We start from the raw sequence: 16299 nt of genomic DNA, 5'->3' as shown, positions 1-16299 counted from the left end.
ATGAGGATGAAAGAGCGAGCTGATTATTTCCCGTATTTCATTTTAATTACATCATTACTCACAAGGACTATATGCTTTATGAATTCCCACAAGATGGCAAATTTAACGACACAGTATCAAATGAAAGTACTTATTTTCAAATAGGAATACATAAAAAAGGTGACACACTTTGTTATATTACTGATCCTAAACAACAAATATTGAACATGAAAAGACATATTGATACATTATTAGGTAATCATGGTTATATTTTAAAACCAATCCAAACTTACAATAATTACAAATTTATATCTGAACAAAACAACAAAAAAGGTGTCAATTTTCATTGACACCTTTTTTTATAGCTTGAAAAAAAATATTAATATCTTCCTCCTCTATCGCTTCCACCACGGCTGTTTCCGCCTCCGTAACCTCCGCGTGAATCACCACCACGGTTGTTGTTGAAACTTCTTCTTTCGCCTTCTGGTTTTGGCTCAGATTTGTTTACCACAATTGCACGTCCTTGAACGGTAGCACCGTTTAATTCGTCAATTGCTTTTTGAGCTTCCGCGTCGTTTGGCATCTCTACGAAACCAAAACCTTTACTTCTACCAGTAAATTTATCCGTTATAATTTTAACTGAATCTACTGCTCCGTAAGCTTCGAAAGACTCTCTTAAATCTGCTTCCTCAATACTGAATGGAAGACTTCCAACAAAAATGTTCATATGTACTTATTTATAATAATGAGACAAATGTAGTCTTATTTTATTCTAATCTACTATATATTAGAATATTTATACAATAATTATGAAAAAACAACAATGTCAACAATAAAGTAACCCTCTCAAAATTAAGCGATTTAATCCAAGTTACCTATTCTTTGCTCACTGGGACTTTGTAAAAAACACCTTGCGAAAAATACAATTCTTGAGCAACTCCTCCGACAGAGACTGGTTTACGCATCACAAATTTAAAAGTTCCTGTAATCGTTTTATTTACAGCATCATACTCCGTAATGCTAATTGTGCCGCTAGTCTCCTCCACTTTAGAAGAAAAAACTAGCGAAGGACTAGTCGCTTTAGACTCGAAGATAACATATGCTGTAGCGGCATTATCCAATGCAACTTCTTGCATTTGTGTTGAAGGAAAATGCAATTGTAAGGTTTCATTCAAGGTTACAGCCTCTATTACAACGCTTCCATCTGTAGACAAAACGGCTTTGTTTTTAAGGGCACGCCAAAAAACATTGTCCTTCAAACCTTGAACAGAAGGATTATTGAAAACCACATCGTCTGAGCAAGAACTCATAACTAAAGCTAAAGCAACAAAAAAAAGTATTTTTTTCATTCTATTAATTAGATGAATTTGATTCACTACAAATCTATAGTTTTTTTAATTCAAACAATAAAAAAAGGCATAAGTAGTCGTTATTAAAAATCCAAATATGAATATTATAGACCAGTATAGTTTTTTTAAATAAAAAATGTATCTTTGCACCCTTAATTAATCGAGGTCGAGTACCTCAAAATTTAATCACAAGATTATGTCAGTAAAAATTAGATTACAAAGACACGGTAAAAAACAAAAACCTTTTTACTGGGTTGTAGCAGCAGACGCTCGCTCAAAAAGAGATGGTAAATACTTAGAGAAAATCGGTACTTACAATCCAAACACTAACCCAGCAACTATCGAATTAAATTTGGATAGTGCAGTGAAATGGTTGCACAATGGTGCTCAACCAACTGATACTGCAAGAGCAATTCTTTCTTACAAAGGTGCTTTATTGAAACACCACCTTGATGGAGGTATTCGTAAAGGAGCTTTAACTCAAGAACAAGCTGATGCTAAATTAGCTGCTTGGTTAGAAGCTAAAGCTGGAAAAGTTGACGCTAAAAAAGAAGGTTTGACTAAAGCACAAGCTGCTGAAAGAACTAAAGCTTTAAAAGCAGAACAAGAAGTTAATGCAAAACGTTTAGCTGCTCAAGCGCAAGCTGAGGCGGACGCTATTGCTGCTGCAACTCCTGCTGAAGAAGTTGCTGAAGTTGAAGCTGAAGAAGCTCCAGCTGCAGAAGAGAATAACGAAACAACTGAAGCATAATTTTACAAGGCGACAATGCGTAAAGAAGATTGTTTCTATTTAGGCAAAATAGCCAAAAAATTTAGTTTCAAAGGGGAGCTCCTAGCTTATTTAGACACGGATGAACCTGAGTTATACGAAAACTTGGAATCAGTGTTTGTTGACCACAACAAACACTTGGTTCCTTTTTTTATTGAAAGTAGTTCACTGCACAAAAACGACTTTCTACGCATCCGTTTTGAGGACATAACTACCGAAGAACAAGCTGATGCACTCATTGGAAGTGACCTTTATCTTCCTTTAAAAATGCTTCCAAAACTAAGCGGAAACAAATTCTATTTTCACGAAGTAATTGGTTTTGAAGTAGAAGACAAACGTTTAGGATACGTTGGAGAAATTCAATCTATCAACGACACTACAGCACAACCTTTATTCGAAGTACTAAAAGGCGACGCCGAAATCTTAATCCCAATGATTGACCATTTCTTGGTAAAAGTAGACCGCGAAAACAAAAAAATCATCATGGATTTGCCAGAAGGCTTAATTGAAATGTACCTTTAATTTATTGAACCATTAAGAAATTAAGGTTCATTAAGTTTTATTCTTAATTCCCTTATTTTCTTAATGGTTTAATTTTTATTATTTTTCATGTCTAAATTCCAATTGAAACAATTCGCTATTGAACAAGACCGTTGCGCCATGAAAATTGGCACTGATGGTGTACTATTGGGCGCTTGGGCTCCAATACACAATCATCCTTTCAGCGTTTTAGACATTGGCACTGGTACCGGAATTATCGCTTTGATGTTGGCACAAAGAAGCGCAGCACAGCAAATTGACGCTTTAGAAATTGACGAAGCTGCTTACGAGCAAGCAACCGATAATTTCGAAAATTCACCTTGGAACGATAGACTCTTCTGTTTTCATGCCGGTTTGGACGAATTTATAGAAGAACCGGAAGACGAATATGATTTGATTGTTTCCAACCCGCCTTTCTATTCTGAAGATTACAAAACTGAAAATGAATCACGCGACTTGGCCCGATTTCAAGACGCTATGCCCTTTGAGCAATTACTCGAAGCTGCAGATTTACTGCTTTCTGAACACGGGATTTTTGCAGTCATTATTCCCTTCAAAGAAGAAGAAAATTTTATTGCTTTGGCCAACGAATTCGAATTGTATCCTTTAAAAATTACTCGAGTAAAAGGAACACCTACTACAGAAATCAAACGTAGCTTACTGGCTTTTAGCCGAAATGAAACTACTGACTTGGCAATTGACCAGTTGGTTATCGAAACCGCAAGACACGTCTATACTCCAGAATATATTGAATTAACTAAGGATTTTTATTTGAAGATGTAGTTACCTCCTTTTTACAAGTCAACTGTATATGCTTACTTATTGGCCGTAATTCTTTTTTAAAGACCTCCAAAAGGTTTTGCTAATTTTTCCTTATCCAATTTTAAAAGCCATTCCTTGTTTTTACTACTAATGAAACAACTAAAAATCCAATATACCGTCCTCTAAAATAAAGTTATTATTTCTCCAATATTCTGGATCTTCTTTGAGTTCAACTCCTAACTTTAATCGGTCTATTGGGCGATTGATAATCTCTACATTATTAGTATTTATATCTATAGACATCAAATCATAATTTGCATAAGACTGACTCAAGAATTTCTTATCCCTTATTGCAAAATACTTACTCTCTACCTTTACATTACAATAATTTATAAAATATTTGCCCTCTACTAACTTAAACGTTTCTGTAATCTTATGTGTCGATTCTATTTTTACATTCTCATCATCATTGGGTCTGTCAGGATGTAAAACCACATAATGTTCGAATTTTAATACCGCAAAAGAAGTTGCATCTATATAAATGTATCCTGATGCAGATTTAGGAGTCGGGTTCCCAAAGCCTGTTGTAAAAACATCTGGAGCAATGTTTGTAAAACTAATCACATATACAGTTCTGCCATTATATTCAACGCTTTTTTCCTTTTTTAGGTCAAAAGACTTCGTTTTATAAAGTACGTTTTGATTACTTAACAAGATGTTTCTAAAAATAATTACACCTAAAAAACCTACACCTTCCCAATTCCCTTTTGATGTACTGTTTACCGTATTCCGGTATTGCAGTATTTCTCCAAAATAATTACTTGCCGCATCCTGTGAAACCACAATTCCATTTGGACTATAGGTATTTACAAATGCTTCCTCACTATTTGTAATAGCATCATCTTTACTTGCTTTAGCTCTAAAAAAGAATTTTTGATTAAAAGGCTTCTGATAATAATTGTCTTCTATTTTTTCTTTGACCTTTTTTAAAATTGCTTTGGCAGATAATGAGCTCATTCTCTTTTTTGCTGATGAAATAGTGACTTCACTTAACGAAACATCCACAGCTGTTTCTTTTTTTAGCTTAATTTCCATCAAGGTGTTTTTGGCTTTTTCCAGTTGTGAAACCGTTAGAGTATCTGAGTAATAGCCCATCGCAGCAATAATCAATTTATCATTAAAACTACTTCGCGGAATAGTAAACTGAAACGTTCCTTTATCGTTAGCCACAACGCTTTTATTACAATTGACAAGATATAAGTCCGCATTAGGAATAAACGTATCCCTTTCAGCATCTTTAATTACACCAGATACTGTAAAAGTTCCGCTATCACTAGTGGAACCATCCGTTCTTATGTATTTACTATATATGGGAGCATATGATGTTTTGATAAATAACAACCCATCAAAAACAGAATTCCAATTTGCCTTTATTGGCATATTCCCTAATGCTGAACAATAATAACTCCTCATATCCTTTTTGTCAAAATCTAAAAAAACTTTGACATTGTTATCTTCTGCCAGTTTCTTTTCAATGCTATTCAATGGAGGTGATAAAATAGTGAAAGGTTTGTCTCCAACAATTCCATATTCTCCTTCATAGGAAGAAAAAGCAAGACTGTATATTTTATTTTTAAAATGATTTTTTAAAATTTCGCCCATTGGAACAGCATTCTTTAAAGATTTCACTTCCTCAATGGATACATCACGATTCTTTGAAATTCCATTCTCTAAAGCAATCTGATCAACCAGATAACGCTCTGTAATATCGGTATATTCAAAATCTCTAATGCGATTTGAAAAATGATAGGATGCTCCCCAACAAATCATCTTATCATTCGGATACAATTCCGTCAAAAATATCAGATTTTTAGCCATTTGTAAATCTCTAGGATTTTGCACAGCTATTCTCTGTTTTTGCAAAATCTTTATTTCAAAATCCACTTGAGCAATTTGACTCAAGAATACTTGCTTAATCATCTTATCGTCTTTACTGAGACCATGCATTTTCTTAAACAAACCTAGAACCAAATCATACTGTCGATACAAATCAGTAGAATCCTTTTTATTTGTTGCAAATCCCTTTAAATCCTTTGCAATAAAAGCTTTTTCTATTGCTGTATAAGTAGTATCTCCTATAACAATTTGATGATTTTGGAATGTTTTTCTAAGGTCAGTCATAAAATATTTTTCAAATAACTGCCCTTTCTCTTTAGAATCAAAACCAAGAATTTTAATAGTATCCTTCAAAATTGCTCTTCTATCAATATGATCTAATAATCTTTGAAATGATTGTGTGTTAGACCATAAAGAATATATACTTCCATTATAAATAGATGAATAGGTTTTCTTCGTAGAATATAATTTCCAGGCTTTATAGTTTTCATACAAGCCACTTTCGAAAATAATTGTATTAAACCCTAATGTATTACTCAAATGTTGCACAATATTTACTTTTTCATCAAAAGTAGCTCCATCACCATGGGTTTGTTCTCCTAATAAAACAACATTCTTGTCTTTTAGAACTTCTCCCAAAAAAGAATAATTGTTTATGTTATTTACTACATAGGATTTTGCACCTATAGCTTGCTGTGAGAAAATGAAATAAGGACTAATAAAAAAAAAACAAAGTGCAAAAAATCTCATATAAACATATAATGGTTAAAGCTGAGTTTGAGTTTTCTTTAAAAAAAAAATCAAACTAGCAAACAAATTGACGAATTGAATTGCTTATCAAAACCGCAAGATACATATACACCCGAGAATATATTGAATTAACTAAGGATTTTTATTTGAAGATGTAATTTGTATTCTTATTTCAAATACTTGATTTCTCTATTAAACGTATCGCTTCCTTTATATACAATTCCGGATCATAATTTTTAGCACTCTCGTTAATATAATGGTCTATATGCAAACCATTTCTTTGCACACCTTCCCCGCTAGGATAAAAACCTCCAAGACCTGTAAAATTAACATTAGTCTTATCAGACATCATATAATTAACTATATTAAGTGGCGAACCGGCGGTTTGTTCCCCTAACGTTGTACAGTCTGGAGCTTGCTGAATTGCCATTCCAATATATTCTGCTTTACTCTGTGTTGTTCTATCCACAAGCAAAACAACTTTGCCTTTATAATAATTTGAATTACTGCTTCCTGCATTAAAAGGATTCATTATCAATTTTAAAGGAGCTTCGCCATCATATTCTCCATAAGAAGGATTGTTTTCAATGGGAAAAAGAACTTTTATAAACTCTTTTCTCTCAGGGTAAAGATATTTAGCCAAATCATTATTAGAAACACTTTTAGGGTAATTTCTTAAATCTAAAATCAATCCTTTGGTATTCGCTACTTGTTTAAAAACAAGATCTAGTTCTTTTTTGGTTATTTGTTCTAGATTCACATAGGCAATATTAGGTTGCACATAAAACCATTTCTCCTTTTTCAGCCTACCAAGTATCTCAAAATCAGTAAAATGATTACCCTTATGAAGATGAATATATTTATTCTCACGTATTCCTTTTCTTGTCACAACATCTACATTAATTGAATCTTTATTATTGCTTAAAAGCAAATTATATACAAACCAAACCTCATCATGACTTCCCCATCGCTTCAAATAATTTAAGTTAGAAACTGAAAATAAATTGGTACATTTTTCATTTAAATAAGTTGAAATATTCTTATTTTCAATTTTTACAATAACATCACCTAATTCAATTCCATCTTTTTTGGCTAAATTTTTATTCTTTATTTTATCAATCACTATGGAATCATTCAATATTTTTCCTGAAAAAACAGGTTTATAACTAAAAAATGAATTGCCAACATCTACCGACAAAGTAACTGAATGAGAATCGTCTAATTTCGAAATCAGTTTTAACTTCACTAACTCAAATTTTAATTTGGTATCAGCACTCAAAAACTCTTGAGTCAGCGCATCTAAATTATCAGACCATTTGGTATCCATTAAATATTTATTAACATCCCAATATTGTATGGCATTCCAGAAATTAAACAACAAGAGCATTCTATGACTTTTCATAGCATAATCGAAATCTTTAAATCCCTTTTCGTTTTCAAAAGACAGCATTCTCGACATCTTGCTAGTCGAAACATAATAGTTATTTATATTTCTATTATTTTTTATTTCAATAAAATTTTTTACGAGTTCAGCACCAAAAACTGCTGAATCAATCCAATCATAATCTACATTTTTCAGAAAAACCTTTTCAGAATTCAGGATCTTTGGTTTCAATTTATCCGTTTTGTATTTCGAAATAAAACCCAACAATAAGTCATTCATTTCATCTTGATTTTTAACAGCCACAACTTTGTCAAATAATGTAATGAATTCTAGATCCCAATTATATTTACCTTTACTAATCTCTGGATGATGGTATTTTAGTAAACCCCACACCAAACCTGCTTGTTTGTATTTCTGAACTTCGGGAAGATTTGTTTGTGAAAATAGGTTTACAGACACCAAAAAGAACAAGCAAAAAAATATTCTTCTCATAATTAGGCTTTACTTAAGACAGCAAATATATACCGACTTTACTTACACTAATTATTTTTAACAAAATTTTATCCTCTATAATTACACTACTACTACTATTCGTTGCTACATTGATAATCTAATAAAACACCAATAACGTCATGTATTTCTATAAAAATACAACAATTTACATTAGTTTTGTTATATTTCTTTATGTAGATTTGTTGCCATAAAATTTTCGAACCATGAAACCAGACTTATTTCAATCTCCTGATTATTATAATCTTGACGATTTATTAACCGAAGAACACAAGTTAGTGCGTGACGCCGCAAGAGCTTGGGTAAAAAGAGAAGTATCCCCAATTATAGAAGACTATGCTCAAAAAGCAGAATTTCCAAAACAAATCATTAAAGGTTTAGGAGAAATTGGTGGTTTTGGTCCATACATTCCTATTGAATACGGTGGTGCTGGATTAGATCAAATATCCTACGGACTCATCATGCAAGAGATTGAGCGAGGAGATTCTGGTGTGCGTTCTACATCATCTGTACAATCTTCTTTAGTAATGTATCCTATTTGGAAATACGGTAACGAAGAACAACGTATGAAATACCTACCCAAACTAGCTACCGGAGAATTCATGGGCTGTTTTGGATTGACGGAACCTGACCACGGCTCTAACCCAGGTGGAATGACCACCAACTTTAAAGACAAAGGTGATCACTATTTATTAAATGGTGCGAAAATGTGGATTTCTAACGCTCCTTTTGCTGATATTGCTGTAGTTTGGGCAAAGAATGAAGAAGGACGTATTCACGGTTTAATCGTAGAACGCGGTATGGAAGGATTTACCACTCCTGAAACCCACAACAAATGGTCTTTGAGAGCTTCGGCTACTGGAGAATTGATTTTTGACAATGTAAAAGTCCCAAAAGAAAACCTTTTGCCTAACAAATCTGGATTAGGCGCACCACTAGGTTGTCTAGATTCTGCTCGTTACGGAATTGCTTGGGGCGCTATTGGCGCGGCTATGGATTGTTATGATACTGCTTTGCGTTATGCCAAAGAGCGTATTCAATTTGACAAACCTATCGCAGGTACACAATTACAACAAAAAAAATTGGCCGAAATGATCACTGAAATCACCAAAGCGCAATTGCTTACATGGAGATTAGGCGTCTTGAGAAATGAAGGCAGAGCGACTTCTGCTCAAATCTCAATGGCCAAAAGAAATAATGTCGACATGGCAATTCATATTGCTCGCGAAGCAAGACAAATGCTAGGCGGAATGGGAATCACAGGCGAATATTCTATCATGCGCCATATGATGAACTTAGAATCGGTAATTACTTATGAAGGCACCCACGATATTCATTTATTAATTACAGGAATGGATATCACAGGAATTGCAGCTTTTAAATAAGATAAACAAGTATTAAAGTATTGATAAAATCAATTATAGAAGCTTCTTGGTAACAGGAAGCTTTTTTAATTTTACAAAAAAAATCCCAATGAACATTACCTACATCAATTCAAAGATAGCTTCTCAAAAAGAACAACTTTTAAACCATAGCCTATATCAGAAAGTACAAAATCTAGAAGATTTACATAGTTTTCTAGAAACGCATGTGTATGCAGTATGGGACTTTATGTCCCTTTTGAAAGCTTTACAAGCCAAATTAACCTGTACATCAACTCCGTGGTTTGCGACTCCTAATCCAGAAACGCGCTATTTAATCAACGAAATTGTTTTGGCTGAAGAAACCGACCTTAGTATGGACGGAAGACACTTAAGCCACTTCGAAATGTACCTAGAAGCCATGGAAGCATGCGGCGCAGACACATCAGGAATTACTAATTTCCTTGACGAAGTGCAATCCTTTCAGAATATTTTTGTGGCTATTAAAAAAAGTCCGTTACACCCGAATATCAAATCATTTTTGGACTTCACTTTTCAAGTGATTGAACATGGTAAAGCGCACGAAATAGCCGCTTCTTTTACCTTCGGAAGAGAAGATTTGATTCCAAGTATGTTCACAGAAATCCTGCAAAACTTCCAAAAAAACTTCCCTGAAACGGATTTAAAACAATTGATTTACTATTTCGAAAGACATATCGAATTGGATGCTGACGAACACGGACCAATGGCCATGCAAATGATAACCGAACTTTGCGGAAATGATGCTAAAAAATGGGAAGAGGTAGAAAATATTTCCATTTTAGCCTTAGAAAAAAGAATAGGCCTTTGGAATGCGATTGAAGAACAACTGAGTTTGACAATGGAACCTGCTTAAAAACAGAAATGGAACACTTTTCAAAACATATAAAAACAGCATTACGACTTTTCATTTTGATAGTTGTAGTGCTTTTTTTCAACCAATGTTCTAGCGAAAACACAACTCTTGTTCCCCAACCCGAAAGCAGCCCAGCACCTCAACCTCAGCCACAACCTGTTAACAAAAAAGTATCTTATATCGCACTAGGGGACAGTTATACTATTGGTCAAAGCGTTTGTCTCACTTGTCGTTTTCCAGAACAACTAAAGAAAAAGCTTGAAACCACTATTCCTGGTTTAACGGTAGACTTAAAAATCATTGCACAAACAGGTTGGACGACTTCTAATTTAATCCATGCGATTAAAGAACAGCAACCAACTAACAATTATAACTTAGTAACCCTACTTATTGGAGTAAACAATCAATACCAAAATAGGGAATTTAGCCTTTATGAAAGAGAGTTTCCCCAATTGGCACAAACAGCCATCGCTTTAGCCAAAGGGAATAAAGACAATGTTATCGTGGTTTCGATTCCTGACTATGCTTACACTCCATTTGGTCAACAATTTGGAACTCCAACCAAAATCTCAACAGAAATCGATAGGTATAATGCATTCGCTAAAAGTTACTGCGATGCCAATGGCATTACTTTTATCAACATCACCGACATCACAAGACAAGGACTAAAAGAGACTTATTTAGTAGCTACAGATGGTCTGCATCCCTCAGAAAAAGCCTATTCGTTGTTTGTTGACAGAATAGCTCCAAAAGCTAAAGTAATAGTTCAAAAATAAAGCCCCATCTTATCGACAGGGCTTAACTATTAATTTTCTGGAGCCAATTCTAACTCAAGACCTTCAAGGCTTTCCGTTATTGGAATTTGACAACCTAAACGGCTATTGGATTTTACATAAAAAGCTTCAGATAGCATGGCTTCTTCATCATCACCCATAGGTGGTAATTCAACATCATTGAGCACATAACACTGGCAAGAAGCACACATGGCCATACCACCACAAGTTCCTTCAACTGGCAACTCATAGGCTTTGCACAATTCCATAATGTTCATTGCCATATCTGTTGGCGCTTGTAATTCGTGAACAACCCCTTCTCTATCTTTAATCTTTATTAAAACATCCATTATTTAAAATTCCTTAATTATTTATTTGATCTCGAGATCTAAAATATATTCTTTACTATTTTTATTATTACTTATTTTTAAACGAAGTATGTCCGCTTGATTTATGGTATATACTACAGAAACGTCTGGTGTGTAGACTCCATCAATAGTTTTGTAAACTAATTTCCCTTTATAGGTAGAACTTACCAAACCATTTTTCTCATTTTTGGTATTCACTAATTCTTGAGAAGTTAATTCTGCAGAATCATACGCCGTGTTTTCTTCCATTTTAGCTTTATCGCCACTGAGTTTGATTAAAAAATCGGCACCAGAAATTTTTAAAAAACCTAACCGATTCGAGTGGACAATTACTGGTGTTTTAAATGAAGTATTTTGCCATTCTCCATCATACCCAACATACGATTTGCTAACTACTGCCTCTTGAATCATTTCTTGTGCATGACTCTTGAAAAGAGACAATATCAAGATAAAAAAAAAGTAATGCTTTTTCATAACTGTCCATTTAAAGATATAACTCAAATATAGTTTTTTCTTAAAACAAACAAAAAACAATCTACACTATTCTTAATAATTTTACTAAAAATATATTAAAAAATCACCTAAAAACTCAAAAATAAGACTATTTTATAAAAAACACAGCACGGAATATTTACATGACATTTACCACTGTTTCTATCTGAGGGGCAAATTTCTTTATTGTAGTTTCTACACCCGCACGCAATGTCATTTGATTAACACTGCAGCTAGTGCAAGCGCCTTCGAGTCTAACCTTTACATGTTTATCTTCTTCGATTGAAATTAGAGAAATATCCCCTCCATCTGATTTAAGAAAAGGTCTTATTTCATCTAATGCTCTCATTACATTTTCGGTTAATTCTTCTGTTGTCATAGTATTGTATTTACTACCACCATCAAAGTATATTTCTGATGGTGGTATTGTAATTATTATTTCTTTTTTACTTCAGAACAGCCTGCCATTGTGGTTATTTTAATGGCCTCGGTAGCTGGCAAATGTTCATTTCTATTTACCGTTTCTTGCACCACATTTCGTGTAATACTTTCAAAAACAGCCCCAACAACTGAGTCGGTTTGTAAAGCTGCTGGACGCCCATAATCACCTGATTCACGAATAGATTGAACGATAGGCACTTCTCCCAAGAAAGGTACCCCTAAATCAGTTGCTAAGTCACGTGCACCTGCTTCACCAAAGATATAATATTTATTATCAGGAAGCTCTGCTGGTGTGAAATAAGCCATATTCTCAATAATTCCTAAAACTGGAACATTAATAGCTTCTGACATAAACATAGCTACTCCTTTTCTAGCATCTGCCAAAGCAACCGCTTGAGGCGTACTCACCACCACAGCACCAGTTACTGGTAAAGACTGCATGATGGACAAATGAATATCACCTGTTCCAGGAGGCAAGTCAATTAACATAAAGTCTAATTCTCCCCAATCCGCATCAAAAATCATTTGATTTAACGCTTTAGAAGCCATAGGACCTCTCCAAATCACTGCTTGACTTGGTGAAGTAAAAAACCCAATGGAAAGTATTTTTATTTCATAACTTTCTACCGGTTTCATTTTAGATTTTCCATCTACTTCAACCGAGAGCGGTTTTTCGTTTTCAACATCAAACATAATAGGCATAGAAGGCCCATAGATATCAGCATCTAAAACCCCAACACTAAAGCCCATTTTGGCTAAAGAAACTGCAAGATTAGCAGTAACTGTTGATTTTCCAACACCCCCTTTTCCTGAGGCAACAGCAATAATATTTTTTATTCCAGGAATGGCTTTCCCTTTAATTTCAGGTTTGTCTGGTACTTCAACTTTAGTATTAATTTTAACTTTAGCTTCAGCAGCTATTTTTTCTAAAATAACTTTTTTAATATCATCTTCCGCTCTTTTTTTAATGTGCATTGCAGGAGTGTGCAATACTAAATCGACTATTACTTCGTCTCCAAAAGTAACTACATTGGCAATAGCGCCGCTTTCCACCATGTTTTTTCCTTCTCCAGCTATTGTAATGGTCTCTAATGCTTTTAATATTTCTTTTCTATCTAGTTTCATGAATTAAATGTTTATCTGAATTGATCTTAAACAAGATGTTTTTTTCGAGACACAAAGATAATGGTTAATTCTTGTATTCAATTAGTAAAAAATTGAAATAATTGATAGAAAAATAAGAGAAATCACTTTAAAAGTAGTGTTTTAAGAAAAATTTAAGCCGTCGGTCTTTTCACTAAAAAACGCAAAAGAATTATTCTTGAGTCAAAGGCGGTTCCCAAAAACAGGCTTCGAAATTTACTATCTGATTGTTTTTAACTACAATACCTTCATTCTCCAGCAATTGTTGCATCAAATTTGTTCCATCAAAATGAAGCTTGCCCGTAAGAAGTCCTTTTCGATTCACGACACGATGCGCTGGGACATCTTCTAGATGATGTGATGCATTCATCGCCCAACCTACCATTCTTGCCGAACGAGCAGTGCCTAAAGCTTTTGCAATAGCACCATAAGAGGTCACTTTTCCGTGGGGAATTTGACGTACAATAACGTATACTCTTTCGAAAAAACTTGGCTCAAGCATTACGTACCATTTTTAAAATAAACCGTAAGAATCCATAATATTATACAAGGTGAGTAGCGTCATGATCCCTGTAACACTTCCGATTAGAGTGTTCATGTTTTGCAGGAAAAAACCAGCTTTAGCTTCTATTTTATTAAAAAAAAACACATAGCCATAAAAAACCATAAAAGCTCCAGAAACCACACCCAATACAAAAATCAGAATGGAAGTAATGTCAAAAGAAAACAAATGATAGGAAGCAAAAGTTATTCCTAACAAAACATAGTAAGGAATAGGGAAAAAATTTAGCGCAGATAGTAAAATCCCTAAAAAGAAACGAGATTTTTTACTGTACTTTTTAATATTACCCTCTTTGATTTTTGGCTTTTTGGCCACCAAAAGAAAATAAACAGTGAGTAAAGCAAAAATTACACAGCCAATTTCACGAAACAACAATAGCAAGGCCGGACTCTTATCCAAAACTCGTGCAAATAAAAGCGCCAAAAAGGTTTGTATAAAAATAACCAGAACGGCACCTAGCACAAACCACATCGCTGTTCGTTTCCCTTCTTTTAGATTCACTTTAACGGCCGTCATATTGATTAATCCCGGAGGAGAAATCCCTACAAAAGCGCTAATAAATCCTAAAAAAAAGAGTCCGACTATATGCATATACTTTTCAAAACGATAATTGACTAAGGTTTAATTTTGAACCTGATAAAAGTGATGGCTTTGTTAACCGCTAAATACTGTTTTTCATAAAAGGTTTGAAAGGCCGTAACCTCCTCAGGACTTCCTTCGTTTTTATACACGTTATGATTCGCATACAACACTTCATGTCCTTCTCCATGCAAAAGTCCTAAAGTATAACCATGCATGAATTCTGAATCGGTTTTTAGATTAACGATACCTTCTTTTTTCAGGATTTTTTTATACAATTGTAAGAACTCTGAGTTCGTCATACGATGCTTCGTTCTCTTGTATTTGATTTGTGGGTCAGGAAAAGTAATCCAAATTTCATCTACTTCATTTTCGGCAAAAATATGATTGATTAATTCAATTTGGGTTCTAACAAAAGCTACATTATGCATGCCTGAGTCGACAGCGGTTTTGGCGCCTCTCCAAAATCGAGCACCCTTGATATCGATACCAATAAAATTTTTGTTAGGATAACGTTCAGCTAAACCTACAGAATACTCTCCTTTTCCGCAACCTAATTCTAGTACTAATGGATTGTCGTTTTTGAAAAATTCAGTATTCCATTTTCCTTTCAGAGGAAACAATTCTCCTACTACTTCTTCTCTTGTTGGTTGAAATACGTTCTCGAACGTTTCGTTTTCCTTAAATCGTTTTAATTTATTTTTACTTCCCACTTTATAATTGCTATTTTGTGCAAAAATAAGCAATTAAATTCGATGGCTCGCTTTGCTTTACAAAAAACAAGGACGTTCGCTTATAAAATTTCCGCCACGAATTCACTACTAAATCAATAATTACAATCTGTTTTAATAACACGAATTATTATAGTTAAGGGTATTCATGTCTTTCAGTATCAATTTCAATGACAATTAGTGACAAATTGTGCTATTGCTTCGCCTATGCGCTATCAATGTCATTAAGTTAGAAATTACTCTTTTTGTTTTCACGCAGATTTCGCAGATTTACACAGAAAAATCAGTTAAAATCCGTTGAATCTGCGTGCTATTTTTTTCTTTTTCATCTTAACTTAAGGACATTGTATTCGCTATCATTCGGGTCGTGGCTAACTTATTTTTAAATGCTAATGCGCTGACAAAACCGTTTTATTCTTTAACGGTTAGTTGCTTCATAACCCCATCTTCTATAGGTGTTTTGATTTTTACCACTTCGTCTACGTTCTCATTTGGGACGGTCATTGATAGTACATAGTGTTGAATTTTCCAAGAATCCCCTACTTTCACCAACACACCCGAACCGCGGCAAATTTTCATTTGTGTACTAAGCAGCTCATCAAACCACGCTAGGGTTCCGCTTTTATCTATGTAAACATGTCGCTCTATGGCCGTAAAATTCCATGCTTTTCCTTTATCGAAATAAGGCTTTGCAAAAGCTTGAAAAGCGGTTTTGTTCCAATTCTCATTCGCGTCGGTACCAATAAAGATGGCATCATTGGTCATTAATCCAAAATAAGCATCAAATTGTGCTTGAGCGGCTGCTTTGTGCCATGAATCTAAAACAGAAGTGACTTGTTGCTGTGCTGTTGCTTCCGTTTGCGCATAAGATGAAACAACTCCTAGGACTAAAATCAGTATTGATAAACTAAATTTTTTCATGACATACAACAATTTATTGTTACTTTGATTACAAAAATAAACACTTTAAGACAAGTTTAATCAAAACGTTATAAAATTCTAAAAAAACAGCTCA

Annotated in this window: 18 protein-coding genes; 6 read left to right on the top strand and 12 right to left on the bottom strand. The window is 34.1% G+C overall.

Annotated elements, in window-relative coordinates:
• Nucleotides 1–358: 358 nt before the first annotated feature.
• Complete coding sequence (gene rbp / locus AO58_RS0101355; RefSeq protein WP_024979997.1) at nt 359–706, bottom strand: RNA-binding regulator; 348 nt, start codon at nt 704–706, stop codon at nt 359–361.
• Between the two features lie 148 nt (nt 707–854).
• A complete protein-coding gene (locus AO58_RS0101350) occupies nt 855–1328 on the bottom strand; it encodes a DUF6252 domain-containing protein (protein WP_024979996.1) in 474 nt (157 codons plus the stop codon).
• Between the two features lie 196 nt (nt 1329–1524).
• Here AO58_RS0101350 and AO58_RS0101345 point away from each other — a divergent pair, with 196 nt between their 5' ends.
• The 3 genes from AO58_RS0101345 to AO58_RS0101335 all read left to right on the top strand — a co-directional run bounded on the left by AO58_RS0101345 (nt 1525) and on the right by AO58_RS0101335 (nt 3420).
• Nucleotides 1525–2079, top strand: coding sequence for a 30S ribosomal protein S16 (locus AO58_RS0101345; RefSeq protein ID WP_024979995.1), 555 nt, complete (start codon nt 1525–1527; stop codon nt 2077–2079).
• A gap of 15 nt (nt 2080–2094) precedes the next feature.
• Entirely contained in the window at nt 2095–2619 is a 525-nt protein-coding gene (rimM, locus tag AO58_RS0101340) for a ribosome maturation factor RimM (protein ID WP_024979994.1), read from the top strand.
• An 87-nt stretch (nt 2620–2706) separates the two neighbouring features.
• Nucleotides 2707–3420 (top strand): tRNA1(Val) (adenine(37)-N6)-methyltransferase, encoded by a 714-nt coding sequence (locus AO58_RS0101335; RefSeq protein WP_024979993.1) that lies wholly within the window; start codon nt 2707–2709, stop codon nt 3418–3420.
• Nucleotides 3421–3558: 138 nt separating this feature from the next.
• On the opposite strand, the gene AO58_RS0101330 is transcribed toward AO58_RS0101335, so the two are convergent.
• Together AO58_RS0101330 and AO58_RS0101325 are read right to left on the bottom strand one after the other, a co-directional pair.
• Entirely contained in the window at nt 3559–6045 is a 2487-nt protein-coding gene (locus AO58_RS0101330; RefSeq protein ID WP_024979992.1) for an erythromycin esterase family protein, read from the bottom strand.
• A 172-nt stretch (nt 6046–6217) separates the two neighbouring features.
• The gene (locus AO58_RS0101325) at nt 6218–7921 is read right to left on the bottom strand and encodes a S41 family peptidase (RefSeq protein ID WP_024979991.1); all 1704 of its coding nucleotides are present in this window, start codon (nt 7919–7921) and stop codon (nt 6218–6220) included.
• Between the two features lie 224 nt (nt 7922–8145).
• Between AO58_RS0101325 and AO58_RS0101320 the strand changes: the two genes are divergently transcribed.
• From AO58_RS0101320 to AO58_RS0101310, 3 genes are all read left to right on the top strand, one after another.
• Nucleotides 8146–9324 (top strand): acyl-CoA dehydrogenase family protein, encoded by a 1179-nt coding sequence (locus tag AO58_RS0101320; protein WP_024979990.1) that lies wholly within the window; start codon nt 8146–8148, stop codon nt 9322–9324.
• An 88-nt stretch (nt 9325–9412) separates the two neighbouring features.
• Nucleotides 9413–10195, top strand: a complete 783-nt coding sequence (locus AO58_RS0101315) for a DUF3050 domain-containing protein (RefSeq protein ID WP_024979989.1) — start codon at nt 9413–9415, stop codon at nt 10193–10195.
• A gap of 8 nt (nt 10196–10203) precedes the next feature.
• Nucleotides 10204–10971 (top strand): SGNH/GDSL hydrolase family protein, encoded by a 768-nt coding sequence (locus AO58_RS0101310; protein WP_051536565.1) that lies wholly within the window; start codon nt 10204–10206, stop codon nt 10969–10971.
• Between the two features lie 29 nt (nt 10972–11000).
• Here AO58_RS0101310 and AO58_RS0101305 read toward each other — a convergent pair whose 3' ends face one another.
• The 8 genes from AO58_RS0101305 to AO58_RS0101265 form a co-directional block, all read right to left on the bottom strand.
• The gene (locus AO58_RS0101305) at nt 11001–11318 is read right to left on the bottom strand and encodes a 2Fe-2S iron-sulfur cluster-binding family protein (RefSeq protein WP_035717200.1); all 318 of its coding nucleotides are present in this window, start codon (nt 11316–11318) and stop codon (nt 11001–11003) included.
• 21 nt (nt 11319–11339) lie between these two features.
• Nucleotides 11340–11810, bottom strand: a complete 471-nt coding sequence (locus tag AO58_RS0101300) for a hypothetical protein (RefSeq protein ID WP_139225550.1) — start codon at nt 11808–11810, stop codon at nt 11340–11342.
• A 157-nt stretch (nt 11811–11967) separates the two neighbouring features.
• Nucleotides 11968–12207 (bottom strand): NifU family protein, encoded by a 240-nt coding sequence (locus AO58_RS0101290; protein WP_024979985.1) that lies wholly within the window; start codon nt 12205–12207, stop codon nt 11968–11970.
• A 56-nt stretch (nt 12208–12263) separates the two neighbouring features.
• Entirely contained in the window at nt 12264–13394 is a 1131-nt protein-coding gene (locus tag AO58_RS0101285) for an Mrp/NBP35 family ATP-binding protein (RefSeq protein WP_024979984.1), read from the bottom strand.
• A 190-nt stretch (nt 13395–13584) separates the two neighbouring features.
• Nucleotides 13585–13914: an MGMT family protein gene (locus tag AO58_RS0101280; protein WP_024979983.1), complete on the bottom strand. Its 330-nt coding sequence runs from the start codon at nt 13912–13914 to the stop codon at nt 13585–13587.
• Between the two features lie 12 nt (nt 13915–13926).
• Nucleotides 13927–14565 (bottom strand): LysE family translocator, encoded by a 639-nt coding sequence (locus AO58_RS0101275; RefSeq protein WP_024979982.1) that lies wholly within the window; start codon nt 14563–14565, stop codon nt 13927–13929.
• A gap of 23 nt (nt 14566–14588) precedes the next feature.
• On the bottom strand, nt 14589–15266 hold the full coding sequence (gene trmB / locus AO58_RS0101270; RefSeq protein WP_024979981.1) for a tRNA (guanosine(46)-N7)-methyltransferase TrmB: 678 nt from the start codon (nt 15264–15266) through the stop codon (nt 14589–14591).
• A gap of 429 nt (nt 15267–15695) precedes the next feature.
• Nucleotides 15696–16205 (bottom strand): nuclear transport factor 2 family protein, encoded by a 510-nt coding sequence (locus AO58_RS0101265; protein WP_024979980.1) that lies wholly within the window; start codon nt 16203–16205, stop codon nt 15696–15698.
• Between the last annotated feature and the right edge of the window lie 94 nt (nt 16206–16299).

Source organism: Flavobacterium succinicans LMG 10402 (assembly GCF_000611675.1).
In the GTDB taxonomy this organism is placed as follows: domain Bacteria; phylum Bacteroidota; class Bacteroidia; order Flavobacteriales; family Flavobacteriaceae; genus Flavobacterium; species Flavobacterium succinicans.
This window is presented reverse-complemented; position numbering and strand designations above follow the sequence as displayed.